General features: G+C 34.6%; 15 protein-coding genes. 14 read left to right on the top strand and 1 reads right to left on the bottom strand.

From position 1 onward, the window contains the following. Nucleotides 1-20: 20 nt before the first annotated feature. The 13 genes from BO18_RS00675 (at nucleotide 21) to BO18_RS00735 (ending at nucleotide 14,802) form a co-directional block, all read left to right on the top strand. Nucleotides 21-527 (top strand): acyltransferase, encoded by a 507-nt coding sequence (locus BO18_RS00675; RefSeq protein ID WP_066738192.1) that lies wholly within the window; start codon nucleotides 21-23, stop codon nucleotides 525-527. Nucleotides 528-574: 47 nt separating this feature from the next. Then, nucleotides 575-1,852, top strand: coding sequence for an O-antigen ligase family protein (locus BO18_RS00680; protein WP_034442350.1), 1,278 nt, complete (start codon nucleotides 575-577; stop codon nucleotides 1,850-1,852). A 378-nt stretch (nucleotides 1,853-2,230) separates the two neighbouring features. Further along, nucleotides 2,231-3,106 carry a glycosyltransferase gene (locus BO18_RS32200; protein WP_051688386.1) on the top strand — a complete coding sequence of 292 codons (876 nt, stop codon included), beginning with the start codon at nucleotides 2,231-2,233 and terminating at the stop codon, nucleotides 3,104-3,106. 309 nt (nucleotides 3,107-3,415) lie between these two features. Continuing rightward, nucleotides 3,416-4,537 (top strand): hypothetical protein, encoded by a 1,122-nt coding sequence (locus BO18_RS00690; protein WP_034442353.1) that lies wholly within the window; start codon nucleotides 3,416-3,418, stop codon nucleotides 4,535-4,537. Between the two features lie 323 nt (nucleotides 4,538-4,860). Further along, the gene (locus BO18_RS34645) at nucleotides 4,861-5,325 is read left to right on the top strand and encodes a hypothetical protein (protein ID WP_185752302.1); all 465 of its coding nucleotides are present in this window, start codon (nucleotides 4,861-4,863) and stop codon (nucleotides 5,323-5,325) included. A 344-nt stretch (nucleotides 5,326-5,669) separates the two neighbouring features. Further along, nucleotides 5,670-7,100 carry a lipopolysaccharide biosynthesis protein gene (locus tag BO18_RS00700; protein WP_034442358.1) on the top strand — a complete coding sequence of 477 codons (1,431 nt, stop codon included), beginning with the start codon at nucleotides 5,670-5,672 and terminating at the stop codon, nucleotides 7,098-7,100. A 237-nt stretch (nucleotides 7,101-7,337) separates the two neighbouring features. Beyond that, the gene (locus BO18_RS00705; protein WP_034442361.1) at nucleotides 7,338-8,402 is read left to right on the top strand and encodes a polysaccharide biosynthesis protein; all 1,065 of its coding nucleotides are present in this window, start codon (nucleotides 7,338-7,340) and stop codon (nucleotides 8,400-8,402) included. A 10-nt stretch (nucleotides 8,403-8,412) separates the two neighbouring features. Beyond that, nucleotides 8,413-9,576 carry a non-hydrolyzing UDP-N-acetylglucosamine 2-epimerase gene (gene wecB / locus BO18_RS00710; protein WP_034442364.1) on the top strand — a complete coding sequence of 388 codons (1,164 nt, stop codon included), beginning with the start codon at nucleotides 8,413-8,415 and terminating at the stop codon, nucleotides 9,574-9,576. Beyond that, nucleotides 9,573-10,448 (top strand): hypothetical protein, encoded by an 876-nt coding sequence (locus BO18_RS00715; RefSeq protein WP_034442366.1) that lies wholly within the window; start codon nucleotides 9,573-9,575, stop codon nucleotides 10,446-10,448. The genes wecB and BO18_RS00715 overlap by 4 nt, the downstream gene beginning before the upstream one ends. 49 nt (nucleotides 10,449-10,497) lie before the next feature. After that, nucleotides 10,498-11,694 carry a polysaccharide biosynthesis C-terminal domain-containing protein gene (locus tag BO18_RS00720; protein ID WP_034442367.1) on the top strand — a complete coding sequence of 399 codons (1,197 nt, stop codon included), beginning with the start codon at nucleotides 10,498-10,500 and terminating at the stop codon, nucleotides 11,692-11,694. A 63-nt stretch (nucleotides 11,695-11,757) separates the two neighbouring features. Next, nucleotides 11,758-12,252, top strand: coding sequence for a hypothetical protein (locus tag BO18_RS00725; protein ID WP_034442369.1), 495 nt, complete (start codon nucleotides 11,758-11,760; stop codon nucleotides 12,250-12,252). Between the two features lie 263 nt (nucleotides 12,253-12,515). Then, on the top strand, nucleotides 12,516-13,889 hold the full coding sequence (locus tag BO18_RS00730) for a nucleotide-binding domain-containing protein (RefSeq protein WP_034442372.1): 1,374 nt from the start codon (nucleotides 12,516-12,518) through the stop codon (nucleotides 13,887-13,889). A 10-nt stretch (nucleotides 13,890-13,899) separates the two neighbouring features. Continuing rightward, nucleotides 13,900-14,802: an SMODS-associated NUDIX domain-containing protein gene (locus tag BO18_RS00735; RefSeq protein ID WP_034442375.1), complete on the top strand. Its 903-nt coding sequence runs from the start codon at nucleotides 13,900-13,902 to the stop codon at nucleotides 14,800-14,802. A gap of 72 nt (nucleotides 14,803-14,874) precedes the next feature. Here BO18_RS00735 and BO18_RS00740 read toward each other — a convergent pair whose 3' ends face one another. Next, nucleotides 14,875-16,377: a nucleotide sugar dehydrogenase gene (locus tag BO18_RS00740; protein ID WP_034442376.1), complete on the bottom strand. Its 1,503-nt coding sequence runs from the start codon at nucleotides 16,375-16,377 to the stop codon at nucleotides 14,875-14,877. Between the two features lie 124 nt (nucleotides 16,378-16,501). Between BO18_RS00740 and BO18_RS00745 the strand changes: the two genes are divergently transcribed. After that, nucleotides 16,502-17,641 (top strand): nucleotidyltransferase domain-containing protein, encoded by a 1,140-nt coding sequence (locus tag BO18_RS00745; protein ID WP_081860856.1) that lies wholly within the window; start codon nucleotides 16,502-16,504, stop codon nucleotides 17,639-17,641. Nucleotides 17,642-17,647 lie beyond the last annotated feature (6 nt).

Here is a 17,647-nt window from a genome sequence, read left to right on the forward strand (position 1 = left end):
ATTACATGATGGAGGGGAAAATGACAATTTACGATTTGATCTCAAAATCATTTAATAGAATTAAAATGATTATAGTTAGTCCTATATATAAAGCATCCTTTCAGAGCCATGGAAAAAATGTATCTGTTGGAGTTGGTTGTACTTTTGCTGGTATAAATAATATAAAGATGGGAAATGATGTCCATATTGGTGCAGGAAATCAGTTTTTATGCACAAGAGCTCCTATTATAATAAATGATCATTTTATGTCTGGACCGAATGTCGTTTTTATTACTGGAAATCACAGAATAGATATTAAAGGAAAACCAATGTCTACAATTTCAGAGAATGAAAAAAAGCCAGAAGATGATAGTCCAATTGTTATCAATGAAGATGTATGGATTGGAGCAAATTCTATTATTCTAAAGGGAGTCGAAATTGGAAAAGGGTCCGTTATTGCAGCTGGGTCTGTTGTAACAAGAGATGTTGAAGAATATTCGATAGTTGGTGGTAACCCGGCTAGGAAAATTAAAAATAGATTTAATTGAATATGGCATATTCAGTTAATGGATTTTTTGAAAATATGTGATTAGATATGAATTCAAATAAGAGAATTATAAAGCAAGAACCTGCTTTAAGACTTCTAAAACTATCAATTATCCTTTCACCGTTACGTTGTTATGGCATGATTTTAGGAGGGTTCAATTTTTCTCTTTTTAGAATAGCTGGCTTATTTATGATTATATCTTGGCTTGCGTTTAATAGAAGAATTAAAATTTACTCAATTACGAAATACATTGGCATTATTCTATTAATTTCTGTGTTACAGATTTCTTATTCACCATATATCTCAGGAGGATATAGTAGTTGTCTTTCGCAAATCTATGGATTTATTTGGATGCTATTTGCAAGCCAGATTATTATGAAAACAAAGGATTATGACGGTGTAATTAAATCTATCATTTTATCGTCTATTTTCCCACTGTTTTTAGGGCTGTATCAATGGGTAATATATAAATCAACTGGTTCAATTCCTGGATTACCATTTGGATTTTTAGTTTCAGCAGAAGGAAAACTGGGACTTAAATATAATATATATGCCAGAATTACTTCTTGTTTTGGTGATCCTGCATATATGACGACTTTTTTTGTTGGTGTTTTCTCTATTGCCTTACAGCGAGTAATAACCGAACCGTTAATTACATTTAAGGATAAAGTTTATAAAGTTATATATATTAGTATTATTATACTTGTAATACTCGAGACGGTTATGTCGATTAGCGTTAGTGGGATTGTGGGTTTAGCGGTAAGCACAGTGCTATTCTTTCTTTTTTATGTGAAAGAATTCAAGAAATTTGCAAAAATATTTTCTGTTGTTCTCTTATTATCCCTAGGATTTGTGATATATTTTATGAATAGTGGTTCAGAATTAATTTACATACTGAAATTTAAAATGTCTACTAGTAGTGAAACTATGACAAATATGTATGGTAGATCTGAGCATGTAATGAATGCATTAAATGTATGGTTGGATAATCCTTTTTTCGGAGGTGGCTTTGGTTCTCTCAGATTAAATGGAGGCTTTTCATCTGCGCACTCCAGTCTTCTTACAGTACTAGGTCAACAGGGAATATTCGTATTTGTTCTTAATATAATAATACTCATTATATATCCCATTTCGATTTTTAGAGTTTTAAAGAAACAAAATGAGAAGATGTTTTATTCATTGTTTTTAGGACCATTTGTAGGATTAATGTCTATTTTAGCGTTAACCTTGGGTTATGATACGTTGTATTCACTTGATTCTTGTTATGTGCTGATTGCTGTTGTGAATTCGTTTAGCAATTCGTATCTTGAAAGTAAAGAACAGTAATTAATTTTATTATGTTCAGACTTAAGTTAGTATTAATTGAAACGTTTTCTGAATTTCGTAGTTTTTATCCTGGATGGTCAGAACTGTGATTCAAGTGCTAAGGATTCATTGACTTATAAATCTTAAAAGTTTTACAAGAGTAGCATTGTGGAGTCTTTCTGCGTCGGTAATATAACTGTAAAATCTAATGTGACGTATTACAAGCAATTATGTTTGATAGAATCTTATATCTTAATAAACGAGAAATAAACTTGCTGGTGAATTAGTTTCTTTTTCCAGTATGGTTATCCTCAATGTTTCAGACAGTTGACTCAATTATGTCATGGATAATCAAATGAAATATGAGAATTGACAAAACTATAAATTGGGATGGTATATATGCAATATAATGTGTGTGTCGTTATGTCTACATATAATGGGGAAAAATATCTTGCTACTCAAATTGACTCTTTGCTTCAACAAGAAGGTGTAAATTTGCTCTTATATATTAGGGATGATGGTTCATCGGATAACACTCCTTGCATATTAAAAGAATATTCAGAATCACATGATAATATAGTGATAAGCATTGAAAATAATATAGGTTTTCGAAAGAGCTTTTTGAAAGCACTTAAGGATGCCCCAGATTGTGATTATTATGGTTTCTGTGATCAAGATGATTATTGGTATCCTAATAAATTATTTGATACTTTAAGTCTATTGAGGAAAAGTCAGGCATCTTTGGCATTCGGAAATGCTATAGTAACTGATGAAAAACTTGAAGGTGATTCTTTACTATATTCAGAGATTAGAGTGCCTTCTTTTCCTGAATCACTTACAGCCTCTAATACACATGGTTTTTTATTCTGTTTTGATAAAAGACTTAGAGATTTAGCAATTAGATTATCGGTTGATTTATTCAATATACCACATGATTTTTGGCTTGTTACACTTGCGAGCTTATTCGGTAGCATTTCATACGATAATAATATGGTTGTCGCTAAGTATCGAAGATTGCCTAATAGCGTTTCAAGATATAGACCAATTCTTCTCTTGTTAAAAAGAATAGAAGCTTTATTTGTTGATAGAGGTATAGTAGTACAGTATTCTAAGTATATTTTAAAATTCTATTCTGATGTTCTTACACCTGAAAACAGGAGACTTGTAACCGCGTGTGCTTATTACAAAGAGGATAAAAAATCAAAAAAGTATTTATTAAATAGCAAATATATTAAGAAAAAATATAAGATCAAAGTTATTTTAAATAGACTTTAAAAATATAATAGTTACTAACAGCTGTTTAATTTTGCACATCGAATTTACAATAGAATTATAGAAAAAACAGTTATTATATGTTTGTAAAGTTTTGTGAATGTTTAGTCTATTCCACGCATTGTGCCGGTATCGAATGACATCTTGTTGTTGAATTAAACTATTGTTTTGTATTATCTTGGTCGCTAAAAAATCATTTGTTGGTGAATTACTATATTGGATTACACTACATCAGTTTAATGTAGATAACTACATAGATAATTGGGATTAAATACATATAATTATAATTTAGCATTGTGAGGTGAAGCTAAAATGAAAAGCGAAATTCATCTTTTTATTATTTGGGAAAAAGGAAGATCACAGGAAAAAGAGATAATCGATGATATTGGTAAGAATTTAGAAATATTATCTATTAGATATATTACTTGGAGTGAAGATTTTTTTTCTGAAAACTTAACTCGCTTTTATGGACAAAACTTACCGTCTTCTTCAGATAAGGTCAAAGAATGCGGAAAAGGCGAATTTGTACTAATTGTTGTACGTGATAATTCACCGCTTTATCGACCAAGAAAGACTACAAAAGGTGTAAAAGTCGTAAATGTCAATATATTTGATCGAAAAGAAATGTATAGGTATTGGACTGGTGGAGGAAATAAAGTACATGCTACTAATTCAGAATTAGAGACGAACCATGATTTAACATTATTGGTTGGATATAATACATGCGATTTCGAGTTAAGATGTGTGAATTCTGAGAATAAGAGAATTGTCGAGCAGAGAGATTTAATTGGAGCCAAGGCATGGAATTCTTTTGGTGAATTGCTTTATACACTGAATAATTGTATAGAATATGTTGTTTTAAGAAATTTTGAAGGCTTACCAGAAAATATTACAATTGGTGAACATGGAGATGTTGATTTCCTTACTGTTGATCGAAAGCAATTTGAATTGATAGCAAATTCGACACCAGTATCTGTTTATAAATTTAGGGTGCGAGAAATAATCAAGACGGTAGAAGGAAATATTTACTGTGACATTCGTAATTGTGGAGATGATTATTACTGTAAAGAATGGGAAAAAGAGATATTGAGTAAACGGGTATACAATAATCGGAATTTTTATGTTCCAGATTCAATTAATCTTTTTTATTCGTTATTATATCATTCTCTTATTCATAAAATTAAAATCTCTGAGGATTATATTGATAAATTCGAGATTTATGGAAAAGAATTTCTTCATCTTTCTATCGATTATGAAGATAGAGAACATTTGATCCGTTTCCTTCGAGAGTATTTAATTAAGAATAATTATAGAATTGTTGAGCCGAAAGATTTATCTGTGGGGTTTAACATTCAAAACACCAATTTGCAATTATCGAAAAGCTACAGAGTGAGAAAAATGATATATAGATTTATAAGTAAAATTGTGGTGTGAGGTGTTCATTAATGAGTTATTTTCTTAAAAGGATTGTTCGATATATTCGTAAACTACTTGTTAATTGCTATATTAGTTTGATTAAGAGTAAAAAGTATATCTCATGGTTTTTGTTTTCAAGGAAGAGTGATATTAAACGAGTAAGCCAAATTATTGATATTGTCTCATTGACCCCAATTCATCTATCAAATTGGCATTTTGGCACCAAGTTTTTTTGTGCTTCAACGAAAGATAAGAAACTATTTATTAAAATGCTGTCGAATAAACAATTAGCGAATAGAGAAGTTGAGTTTTATAGTTATTTACAGAGTTTAAATTCAAAAATGAGTTTATATGTTCCGAGGTATATCGTATCGAAGGAAATTGATGGTTATGTTTACATTGTTCTTGAATATATTGATGGAATAGGCTTCGATAACATTGATTTAAATAATATATTATTAGAAGATAGATTGAGTATTTGTGAGGCTTTAAATTCAATATTAGATGGGTTAATTGAGATTGATTATTCCCATAATGATATTCGATTACAAAATTTTATGCTTAGAGAGGGCCGGCCCGTTTTATTCGATTTTGGATATGCTTGCAAAAAGAATGAAATTGTAAGTATGCTTAGTACACTTTCTAATGAAGAAAAAAAGCAATTAAACGAATATAATAGAATATCGTATGATAAGCATAATGATGCATTCTCTATGTTCTACGTTATGAAACATATTAATCCGAGTTTATTGTCTAATCAGAAATCTATTTGGGAATCAGTAAACCAGAGAATAGGAGATTTATGACAAAATTTTTATTTAGCTGAAGTGTTGAAAATGGAACGATTTATAATATCATCGGTTATTTTTCGAATGGCGCAATTAATATGTTATAAGATTGATATTAATTGGGAATATTGTTCTGTTAGATCAAATAATTGTTTTGTTCAATGCTTTATAGCAAGCATTTGATTAGTTGGGAGATCTCGTATTTTCGTTGTAACCGTATTTAAAGTGAGGTTTGTGCTTTAAAGCTCGATTTCTAGGACAAAACGTAATAGACCTCTGAAGTACAGTTTTTTATGGAATCAATGTTATATAATCGTTCATTTTTATAATTAAGGATATTAATAAGCGGAGTTTTTTTTGTTATGCAACAGGAAGAAACAAATCGTAAATATGGCGGTGTTCAATTTTTATCACAAATGATTTATTTCTCATTTGGTCCGATTGGAGGTGCTTTTTTTGCATTTCTTGCATCGATAACAGCTGCATGGCTAATCGACCCTGGTGAACTTGGAAGAGTTTCATTATTCACTACGGCCATAACACTTACTACGTTGGTCTCAAATCTTGGCCTTGATAGAGCTTACATGAGGGAATTTGCATCCTCGAAGAATAAAGAGGAATTATTGTACAATTGTTTGTGCGTTTCATTATGTACTTCTATTGTTGCATCCATACTAATCATATTATTACGTCAGCCTATTGCCGGCCTTCTGTTTGATAATAGTGACTATTTATCAATTGCGATACTAGCCGTTATATTACCAATTGATATTATTGGTGAATATAGTATCTATACTTGTAGATTATATGGCAATGTAAAAAAATATACTATCGCTTCTATAATACAACAACTGTCATATCTTATATATATTGTAGGCTTTTATTGTTTGGGTATAAGAGGATATAGAACGATTATTTTTGCAAGAGCATTGTCTATGGCAACAAAAAGCATTGTAGCTGTATTTCTTGAAAGAGAGCATTATTGTTTCTTTGGGAAGTTAAATAAAAGTATCATAACTTCTGCTTTAAGATATGGTGTCCCCTATATGCCGGCTTTGATTTGTTCATGGGTTTTGAACTCTATGGATAAGTATGCCTTACGTATTTGGAGCACTTATGATGAAATAGGGTTTTATACGAGTGCATTTACGATAGTTTCAGTACTTGCTATTGTAAGGAATGCTTTTAATTCTTTTTGGACTCCATTGGCATATAAGTGGTATGACGAGGGAGAAGATGTTAGTTATTTTGAAAAAGTTGGTGATTATATAACAGTTATTTTGATTGTTCTTTCATCGCTGATTATATTGCTTAGAAATGTCATATTCAAAATATATAAACCAGAGTATTCACATGCTGCTAATATTTTACCATTTTTATTATTTGTTATTTCTATGGAGACTATTAGTTATGTAGTTGGATGTGGCATAAATCTAAAGAAGAAGACCATTTTTAATCTTGTTGCAACAGCCTCCGCTTGTGTAATTAATCTAATTGGTAATTATATATTGGTTCCAAGAATGGGAGGAGTTGGAGCATCAATTTCTACCGGAATGAGTTGCATGGCATATATGTTGATTAAAATGTTTATTTCAAGGACAATTTGGTATAAGTTTAGCATTATTAGATATCTTATTAACATTTTATTGATTACTGCTATGTCAGCATGTGCTATCATCTTTAATTCAATATTTGTTGATGTTTGTTTTGCTACTTTTATTATTATATATAACCTAAAATCTATATATGGAATATGGGCTATCATGATTCGATTTGTCAAAAAGAGAAAATAATAATTATAGTAACATATAAATCGTTTTTATAAGGAAGAATATTATGAGAGGATAGTCTTAGAAATAAAAGACGATTTTACTATATAATGATTATGAAATTGTATATAAATATGGGGTTATCCAGCGAATTAATTTTCGATTGTTGAATTAATGATGTAAGAACAAATTTGACTTTATTTTATAATATTGCATATAAAATTGTTAGGACAATATGTAATAAATAAGGAGATAATAACAATGATTATCAATGAAGCATTTCAAGACAAAATATTAGTAATTACTGGTGGTACTGGTTCATTTGGAAGTACCGTATTAAAGCACTTCCTCACTTCGGACATTGGTGAGATTCGTATTTTTAGCCGTGATGAGAAAAAGCAGGACTGGATGCGTCATGCATTACAGGCTCAATATCCTGAGCATTGTTCTAAAGTTCAGTTTTATGTTGGAGATGTAAGAAATATTGATTCGGTTAGAGATGTTATGTATGGAGCAAACTATGTATTTCATGCGGCAGCATTAAAAGAAGTACCTTCTTGCGAATTTTTCCCTATGGAAGCTGTCAGAACAAACATTAATGGTACTGACAATGTTATAACAGCAGCAGTTGAGAATAATGTTGAACGTGTCGTTTTTTTGTCTACGGATAAGGCTGCATACCCCATTAATACTATGGGTATGACAAAAGCTGTTGCTGAGAAGGTTGTACAGGCACGTGCTCAGAAAGCCTATGAACGTGGTGGAACAGTTCTTTCCTGTACAAGATATGGTAACGTTATGTGTTCTCGCGGATCTGTTATACCTTTGTTTATAGATCAAATTAAACGTGGAGCGCCTATCACCATTACAGATCCTAATATGACTCGGTTTCTTATGAACCTTGATGAAGCAGTTGATCTTGTTGCATTTGCATTTGAACATGCTGAACCTGGCGATTTATTTATTCAGAAGGCTGATGCTTCAACTATTGGTGATCTTGCTAAGGGTGTAATGAAAATCTTTGGCGAGACTGAAACCAAGATTATTGGTACTCGTCATGGCGAAAAGTTATATGAGACTCTTATGACTCGTGAAGAGAAGCTTAGAGTTACTGATATGGGTAATTATTTCCGTATTGCTCCTGATGGACGTAGCCTTAATTATGATAAGTTCTACGTTGAAGGAAATGTCTTAACTGAGTGTGATGAGGCTTATACATCACATAACACCAATCTTTTAGATGTTGACGGAGTTGTTAAGAAGATTATGACAACTGATTATGTGAAGGAAGAATTAGAGGGAAGACCTCATATTGTTGAGGCTTAAGGTGGAAAATATGGCTGAATGGAAGAATAACGGAAAGATCAAGTTGATGATCATCGTAGGTACAAGGCCTGAGATTATCAGACTTGCTGCAGTAATTAAGAAGTGCAGAAAGTATTTTGACACGCTTCTTGTACATACTGGTCAGAATTATGACTATAACTTGAACGGTGTGTTCTTCAAAGATTTGGAACTTGAAGATCCTGAACTCTATCTTAATGCGGTAGGTGCAGATCTCGGTGAAACGATGGGCAATATCATTGCTGAAAGCTACAAGGCAATGGTCGACCTTAAGCCAGATGCTGTGCTTGTTCTTGGCGATACGAATTCCTGCCTATCCGTTATCGGTGCTAAGAGACTTCACATCCCGATATTCCATATGGAAGCAGGCAATAGATGCAAGGACGAGTGCCTTCCGGAAGAGACCAACCGTCGTATTGTTGATATCATCTCAGACGTTAACCTTGCTTATTCAGAGCATGCACGCCGTTATCTTGCAGATTGCGGACTTCCTAAGGAAAGAACTTATGTAACAGGATCTCCTATGGCAGAGGTTCTTCATAAGAATCTTGAAAAGATTCAGGCTTCTGATGTACATAGTCGCCTTGGTTTAGAGAAAGGAAGATATATTCTCTTATCTGCTCATAGAGAAGAAAACATCGATACAGAGAAGAACTTCTTATCTTTGTTTACAGCAATAAATAAGATGGCTGAGAAATACGATATGCCAATCCTTTATTCCTGCCATCCCAGATCAAAGAAGAGACTTGAAGCATCAGGTTTTGAACTTGATAAGAGAGTTATTCAGCATGAGCCTTTGGGATTCCATGATTACAACTGTTTGCAAATGAATGCATTTGCTGTTGTATCTGACAGCGGAACGCTTCCTGAAGAGAGCAGCTTCTTTACATCTGTCGGAAATCCTTTCCCTGCAGTATGCATCAGAACTTCCACAGAGCGTCCTGAGGCGCTCGATAAAGGCTGCTTCATTCTTTCAGGCATCGATACAACAGGGCTTCTCCAGGCTGTTGATACAGCTGTTGAGATGGTTAAAAACGGTGACAACGGTATCCCGGTACCTGACTATGTCGACGAGAATGTATCTTACAAGGTAGTTAAGATCATCCAGTCTTATGTCGGCGTAGTAAATAAGATGGTCTGGAGGAAGGATTCATGAAGCTCCTCGTAACTAGAGCCAAGTTCGTGGATCTATATAGAATTGTTTCGTTTGAATCATTTGTAAATTTGTGCATGCAAAAAAAGGAAAGATTTGTTAATCCAATTGATTGTTGGGAGGATACTCACGAAGGATACATGCTTCACAAACTTGATACCAGAAGTGGAATCGAAGAAGTAACAAAAGTACTTTACAACGACTTTTTTGATCATGACATTGATTTAACAGTTTCAAATCTTGTTAAGCTCCAGCGTGCAAGGTTTACTTGTTATGGACAATGTTGGTCACAATTAAAAGATAGTGATGCATTGTGGAGGATTTACTCATATAATAGACATGCTGTACAGATTCGTTCTTCCTCTCTTGATATCAAAAAGATGATTAATGAAAAGCATAAAGATATAGTTTCAGTAAGAGTAGGAAAAGTTTATTATGGTAATGATTACAAAGATTTAAGCAAAATCTTATATAGCGGATCTAAGACGGATGCCCCATTCTTTTACAAAAGAAAAGAATTTCAACATGAAAAAGAATACCGTGTCATGCTCCAGCTAACTAATGAACGTAAAGAATACTATAAGCTTGCTTCAATGATTATACGCAATAATGCCAAACGCGTTAAAACAAGTGATGATGTTCAGGGAATCGTTGATTCAGCTATGGACTTAATGGAAAAGCACGGATTCAATTTTTATAGATCGTCATTTCCAAAAGAATTGTTTGTTGATATTGATAATATTGCTAATTATGTTCTGGGTGTAAGAGTTCATCCACAAGCAGAAGCGTGGTATGTTGAATTGATAAAGACTATTTGCAATGCAAATGGATTACTATTTGAAGGTCAATCAGAATTATACAGAGATATTAAATAAGAAATCAATCTTATGTCATTATCATGTAGTGCAAAAAGGAGCAGTTGAAGTGAGGATTCTAATCACAGGTTCTAAGGGTATGGTAGGCACTGCCCTCGTTAATAATCTCAAGAACATCAAAGACGGCAAGAACAAGACCAGGCCTTCTATCACGATCGATGAGATATACGAATACGATATAGATTCAGATCCTGCTGATCTTAAGAAGTTCTGCGCTGACTGCGATTTCGTATTTAACCTCGCAGGAGTAAACCGCCCCAAAGACACTGAAGAATTCATGAAGGGCAATTTCGGTTTTGCGAGTGAGCTTTTAAATAACCTTAAGGCTAACAATAACAAAGCAACATTAATGCTCAGTTCTTCGATTCAGGCAACGCTGTCCGGCAGGTTTGGAGATTCAGAATATGGCAGGAGCAAGAAAGCCGGAGAAGACCTTTTCTTCTCATATTCTGAGGAGACAGGTGCTAAGGTTGCGATATACCGTTTCCCTAATCTCATGGGTCACTCAAGACCTAAGTACAATTCAGCTGTTTCAACATTCTGCTGGGCTGTTGCAAACGATGAGGAATTCACTGTAAACGACCGCTCGACAGAACTCGAGCTCCTTTATATCGATGATCTCGTAGAAGGAATGTATGACCTTCTCGAAGGAAAAGAGCAGCACTGCGAATTTGACGGTGTTGAGACTGTCCTTAAAGATGACGGTCGTTTCTGCTGCGTACCCGTAACTCATAAGGTTACATTGGGCGAGATCGTAGATCTGTTGGAGTTGTTTAAGGCTCAGCCTGTTTCCTTGATGATGCCTAAGATGCCTGCTGGATCTTTTGCTAAGAAACTGTATAGTCTGTATTTGTCCTATCTTCCTGCTGAGAAGTTCAAGTATACATTGAAGATGAATGTGGATGACAGGGGTTCCTTTACTGAACTTGTTCACACGGAAGACTGCGGTCAGGTATCGATTAATATTAGTCGTCCTGGAATAACTAAAGGCCAGCACTGGCACAATTCGAAGTGGGAATTGTTCATTGTTGTTCATGGTCATGGATTGATACAGGAGAGGAATATCAATACAGGTGAGACAGTTGAGTTTGAAGTGTCAGGGGAGAAGATCGAGGCAGTTCATATGATTCCGGGATGGACACATAACATAATTAATTTGTCTGAGACTGAGGATTTGGTGACTGTTATGACTTGTAATGAGGTTTTTAATCCTAATAGACCTGATACATTCTTTGAGCCGGTGTGACCGGCTCAAAGGTCTTCGCTTGTGTTAATTGACTTGTGTTAAATGACATTGTAGTATATTCATATGAATAAGAATGATCCGACAGTTGAATATATTGAGTATATATGTGGTCTGTATGGCGATGTTTACGATGATCGTATCGAAGACTGTAAGCCGCCGACGGCGGGTATTGAATGTCGTGAGCCTGGTGCAGATTGGGTCCCGGGTCAGACAGCATATCACAAGAGCCTTGTTGCGTTTCAGAAGGAATTGGAAGACAAGGGGATTAAGTTGTCATCATCCAAGATCCGTAAGATCCTAATTACCGGTGGGTGCTGGTCAACTGAACGTAGCCGTGAGATAGAAGCTCTGTTTAACAATTATATCCAACCAAAAACTGATCATGGTCTTGGATTACAAAGAGACGCTGCCATTAATAAGATTGCATCAGATTTAAAAATCAGTGTTGTTACTGTATCAGTAAATCTTCCTTATGAGAGTGTTGTCTATAAACTTGAGCACAAGAGTAGCAATGCAATACGTTGCGCTAAGTATAGGGCAGAGAAGAATAATGCATAAAGTGTCAGTTTATTTTCTTTGTTATCTGGCTTTTTGAAGCCAGAAGAGTCAATGCTCCTATTGAACTACTCAGCATCTGCATGGTTTAGTAGTCAATGGTGCTGGATACGAGGCTCCCGTTGTCCCTTGTCGTCAGGTACCGCAGATGATAATAAATAATCCGCGTGTTCTTAGGCGTTGTGCGTAAAATATAATTGTTACATGATGTATTATAAGAAGAGAATAATTCTTATGATTATCTATTTTGAAGGGGGGGAATAAGAATGTATGATATGTCAAGTAGATTCATCGCTTTCTATTCTTCCTGTGTTGTGCTTCCTCAAAATAAACAGAATAAACTATATGAACTGAAGGATATTAACCTACAGCGATTAAAGGATGGTCTAGAAGAATATAACGATGAAAATGGCACATCATTTTGCATAGTTGAATCCTGTGTTCAAGGTAGTGTTGCAATGTCAACAGTCGTACAGAATGATGAAAATGACTACGATATTGATGTCGCAGTGGTTTTTGATTTCTCTGATATTAGCGAAATTGGTGCACAAGCTGCTAGGAATATTGTTGCTGATGCTCTTAGAAGAAGAACAAAACAGTTCGATGCTGATCCAGAAGTCAAGACAAGTTGTGTCCGTGTAAAATATGCTGCCGGATATCATATTGACTTCGCTATTTATCGAAGATCATGGGATGAGTATAACTGCTGCTGGAAATATGAACATGCTGGGAAAGATTGGTCTGAGAGGGAATTAAGAGGTCTTACGGATTGGTTCAAAATGCAGAATGATTATTCTGATGGAAAACTGAGGCAGGTTGTCAGACTTTCAAAGATGTTTTGTAATTCAAGAGATTCATGGGTTAATATGCCTAGTGGGTTGCTTCAAACAGTTTTATGTGACGAAAACTTGCAAGCAGACTGTTCGCGAATTGATGAACTCTTTTATTATACGATGAAAGCCGTTATAGAAAGGCTAGATCTCGAATCAACGGTTTCTGCGCCTGTTGATAATGGAAGAAATTTAACACCAAGGTTGGTTGATATTAAGAAAATTACAAATTGGAAGAATCGACTTAAAAGTAAAATTGAGGATTTGGATATATTGTTTGAAGATTGCTGTTCTGAAGAAGATGCTTTTCAGGCATGGTATGGATTTTTCAATCATGATTATTGGAGGGAACAGATTAATGATGTGTTTTCAAATATATCCATGTCTGCTGGTAAGAAGTCAAATGTTCGCACCTTCAATGATACAGAAGAATTCATCGAGGATATATTTCCTGTTTGCATTAAGTACTCATGTAGGGTCACTTGTAAAGTTAGTGGCGATGGATGGACCGATACATTGATAAGAGATTATTTTAGTAAGTTCAGGCGATTTATACCTCATAACTTTACCGTGAAGTGTTCACTAACGTATACTGATTGCCCTGGTATATACAGTGTTTATTGGAAAGTAAAAAACGTTGGCGTTGAGGCAGAACGAAAAAATTGTTTGCGAGGAAGAATTGAGGAAAGAGGTAAGTCTATTAAAGAGCCTACAAGTTTCTATGGTTATCACTATATTGAGTGCTATATTATAAAAGATAAAGTATGTGTTGCAAGAACAAGAGTTGGCATTCCTATAGATAGGCGGTGAGAGTGCTTTTATGAAATTTTTGAAACTACTTGGTATTGTAAGTCTTTCGTTAATATGTATTGTGATAATAATTGTTTTTGAAATCCAGGGTTGGCCTGTTGGCAGTAGCATTGCAGGTATTATTCTTGGAATATCAGTTCCGGCTTTGTTTATCTCTTTTCAGGATTTAGCCGACAATACAAATTGGAAATCTTCTTTGAGAAAACTAAAACGTGGAGGATTTATAAAAGATAGCACAATTATCCGTATTTCCTTTGCATATCTTTATCGAATAAAGGTTGGTGATAAGTATCTCCTTGTAAAGAATAAGCGGAACACTGGTAAATATCAGCCAGTTGGAGGCGTTTATAAGTTCCAAAAAAAAGAAAAGATGGAACTGAAGAATTTATTTCATGTAAAGGATGACAATAAGATAGCTTTAGACGAATCCTCTCGTGATGATTATCGTTTGCGAATTGAAAGTAAATACCTACGAAAGTTTGTACAGAGATTTAATAAAAGTATTTCATATAGAGAACGTATTGATAATGTAGGACGTGAATTCAAAGAGGAACTTTTGGAAACTGGAATAATAGACTGGGAAAAAATCACCTATCGTTATTGTGGTCGATATATAACAGATTTAAGATTTGAAGAGCATTTCCAAATATACGAACTTCAGTTATTTGATATTGTTGAACTAATTCCAACTTCTGAACAAGAACAGACTTTACGCGAGTTGATTAAACATGAAAGAAAAAGAGGGCAATATCGCTTCGCTACGGCTAATCAAATTACATGCTTGGGTATAAATACCGAGGAAGGAGAGTTAAATGAATGGATTGGTGACCACACAATATTAACTCTCCAAGAAAATGAATCAAAGCTTGTTATGATGCCTTGCGTTGGTAAATTGTATAATGTGGATTTGTGATTCTATTATACTAACAGAGTGGAGTGTGTTACCCCACTTTTTTTCCACTTTCACCTTTCTGCGCCTGAGGACTTAGTCTCTTTTAAAGATATCTCTTGTGTATACCTTATCCTGAACATCATCAAGGATAGGGTCGTATCTATTAGCAATTATACAACCACACTTTTTCTTGAACTTCTTAATATCATTGATGACTTTTGAACCAAAGAAAGAGCTTCCGTCTTCGAGTGTTGGCTCATATATGATTACTGTTGCACCTTTTGCTTTGATGCGTTTCATAATGCCTTGAATAGAACTCTGACGGAAGTTATCGGAGTTATTTTTCATAGTTAATCTAAAAACTCCGATGATGACTTCTTTCTGTTTACTGCCTTTGTTTTTTGAATACAATTCATAGTTGCTATTCATTCCTGCCATCTCAAGAACTCTGTCTGCGATAAAGTCTTTGCGTGTACTGTTACTCTCAACAATTGCTTTTATAAGATTCCCAGGTATATCCTGATAGTTGGCTAGGAGCTGCTTAGTATCTTTAGGCAAACAGTAACCACCATAACCAAATGATGGGTTGTTGTAGTAATCGCCAACTCTTGGATCAAGGCATACACCTTTGATTATGTCAGCTGTATTGAGACCTTTTATCTCCGCGTAAGTATCTAGTTCATTGAAGTATGATATTCTGAGTGCAAGATAAGTATTAACGAAGAGTTTAGTTGCTTCAGCTTCCGTATAACCCATATAGAGTGTTTCTATGTCATCTTTAATCGCACCTTGCTGGAGAAGATTGGCAAAAATCTGAGCCTTTTCGCTTGTCCGATCGTCACAGCTGACGATAATGCGACTAGGATAGAGATTATCGTAGAGTGCTTTGGATTCTCTTAAGAACTCTGGTGAGAATATAATGTTATCCATACCGAGTTTTTCTCTAATATATTGTGTATAACCTACGGGGATAGTTGATTTTATAACGATTGTTGGCTTGTTCTTGGAGCCTTTTGTTGTATCTTTGATTAACTTAAGAACGCTTTCAACAGCTGAGCAATCAAAGAAGTTCTTTTGGGGATCGTAGTTGGTCGGTGTGGCAACTATTATGAAATCAGCATCCTTATATGTTTTTGACCCATCAATAGTAGCTGTCAGATCAAGTTTGCGTTTTCCGATTTTTGCCTCATTAAGATACTTTTCAATATAATCGTCCTGAATCGGGGAGACATAATTGTTGAGTTTATCTACTTTCTCATGAATGATATCTACAGCCGTAACCTTATTGTGCTGTGCTAATAAAACTGCGAGAGAGAGACCAACATATCCGGTCCCGGCAACAACTATATTATACTTCTTTTCAACATTGACATTTTTCGTGTCAGGATCAGAAAATACTGAATTAATATCGAAGTCTAATGTGGTGGCAAGAGCCATAAGTTGGTTTACAGATGGTGTGAATTGCTTATTTTCTATTCTGGATAAAAGAGCACGATTTATTCCTGTAGCACGACTTGCATCGAGCTGAGTTAATCCCTTTTCTTTGCGTTTCTCTGCAACAATTGAAGCTAATGATTCTAAAGACAATTCTTTCATAAACTACTTGCTGTTGATGATAACACATGCTGGTAAATTACATTTGAATTTGCTGATTTTGTTATTAATATTAACATTGATAACAAAATTTTGCATCCTAGAATCAAAAATGTAATATATTAATATGAAACACGAAGAAATGGCTATGTTGGCTCTGATAAAAAAGTCCCAGTTTGGATTGCTCTCGGATATTGATTTCGGCAATGTAGATATGGAAGTCTTATATAATGAGGCATCGATCCAATCTGTGCTTGGACTTGTTGCGCCGGAAATCCCGCCTCAATATATGGATAATAAATGGCAGGAGGTAATTTTCCGTTCTAAAGCTTCATATATTCGATATTGTCATGCCGAAGATGAATTAAAGAAAGTATTGGATGATGCTTTTGTCCCTTTTGTTATCTTGAAAGGAAATGCTGCTGCTATTGCGTATAAAGATCCTTATAAACGTTCAATGGGTGATATAGATTTCCTTGTTCCACAGGAGCAATATTCTGTAATCAAAAATGTATTGAAAGAAAAAGGATATATTGAGTCTCATGATAACGGAAGACATGCCGCATTTAGTAAGGATGGTATTTTATTTGAGTCTCATCATAACTATTGTCATGAAATCGATTTTGAAGAATATCTTATCTCTGAGTTATCTTCTCCGGTAATAGCTTCAATTGAAGGACATGAATTCCCGATGCTATCTCCATTGGCAAATGGCTTGGTTCTATTAGATCACATGAGAAGACATCTTAAAAGCGGTCTCGGTCTTCGTCAGGTTATCGATTGGATGATGTATGTTTATCATAATCTGGATGATGAATTCTGGAATAGTAGTTTTAGAACCATTGCAAAAGATAAGGGTATGGATACATTAGCCATTACGGCTACTCGTATGTGTCAAATCTATCTTGGACTTCCAGATACTATAACTTGGTGTAAGTCCGCTGATGAAAAGACTTGTGAGCTACTTCTGGAGTGTTTGCTTGTTTCTGGCAATTTTGGTCGTAAGAACGGACAGGGTAATTCTGTTGAAACAGTAAGTACCAGCATTAAACGTGAAGGTTTATTCAAATGGCTTCAGTATGCCGGCGAACATAATTGGAAAGCTTATCATAAGCATCATTGGCTTAAACCATTCTGTTGGTTCTATCAGATATTCCGTTATGCAAAGCAGGGGATTAAGTCTGGAAGGAATAAGAAGCAGCTTAAGTCAGATCTTGATAGAAGTAAAGAAAGATACGAATTGCTTAAGAAACTGAACATCAGTTGATTCTTC

The sequence above is a fragment of the Butyrivibrio sp. AE2032 genome, assembly GCF_000702965.1.

Bases quoted from the DNA above. Each gene is read 5' to 3' on its own strand.
- BO18_RS00700 (WP_034442358.1), top strand. From the start codon at position 5,670: ATGCAACAGGAAGAAACAAATCGTAAATATGGCGGTGTTCAATTTTTA.
- wecB (WP_034442364.1), top strand. From the start codon at position 8,413: ATGGCTGAATGGAAGAATAACGGAAAGATCAAGTTGATGATCATCGTA.
- BO18_RS00735 (WP_034442375.1), top strand. From the start codon at position 13,900: ATGAAATTTTTGAAACTACTTGGTATTGTAAGTCTTTCGTTAATATGT.
- BO18_RS32200 (WP_051688386.1), top strand. From the start codon at position 2,231: ATGCAATATAATGTGTGTGTCGTTATGTCTACATATAATGGGGAAAAA.
- BO18_RS00690 (WP_034442353.1), top strand. From the start codon at position 3,416: ATGAAAAGCGAAATTCATCTTTTTATTATTTGGGAAAAAGGAAGATCA.
- BO18_RS00675 (WP_066738192.1), top strand. From the start codon at position 21: ATGACAATTTACGATTTGATCTCAAAATCATTTAATAGAATTAAAATG.
- BO18_RS00680 (WP_034442350.1), top strand. From the start codon at position 575: ATGAATTCAAATAAGAGAATTATAAAGCAAGAACCTGCTTTAAGACTT.
- BO18_RS00740 (WP_034442376.1), bottom strand. From the start codon at position 16,377: ATGAAAGAATTGTCTTTAGAATCATTAGCTTCAATTGTTGCAGAGAAA.
- BO18_RS34645 (WP_185752302.1), top strand. From the start codon at position 4,861: ATGAGTTTATATGTTCCGAGGTATATCGTATCGAAGGAAATTGATGGT.
- BO18_RS00725 (WP_034442369.1), top strand. From the start codon at position 11,758: ATGAATAAGAATGATCCGACAGTTGAATATATTGAGTATATATGTGGT.
- BO18_RS00745 (WP_081860856.1), top strand. From the start codon at position 16,502: ATGAAACACGAAGAAATGGCTATGTTGGCTCTGATAAAAAAGTCCCAG.
- BO18_RS00705 (WP_034442361.1), top strand. From the start codon at position 7,338: ATGATTATCAATGAAGCATTTCAAGACAAAATATTAGTAATTACTGGT.
- BO18_RS00730 (WP_034442372.1), top strand. From the start codon at position 12,516: ATGTATGATATGTCAAGTAGATTCATCGCTTTCTATTCTTCCTGTGTT.
- BO18_RS00715 (WP_034442366.1), top strand. From the start codon at position 9,573: ATGAAGCTCCTCGTAACTAGAGCCAAGTTCGTGGATCTATATAGAATT.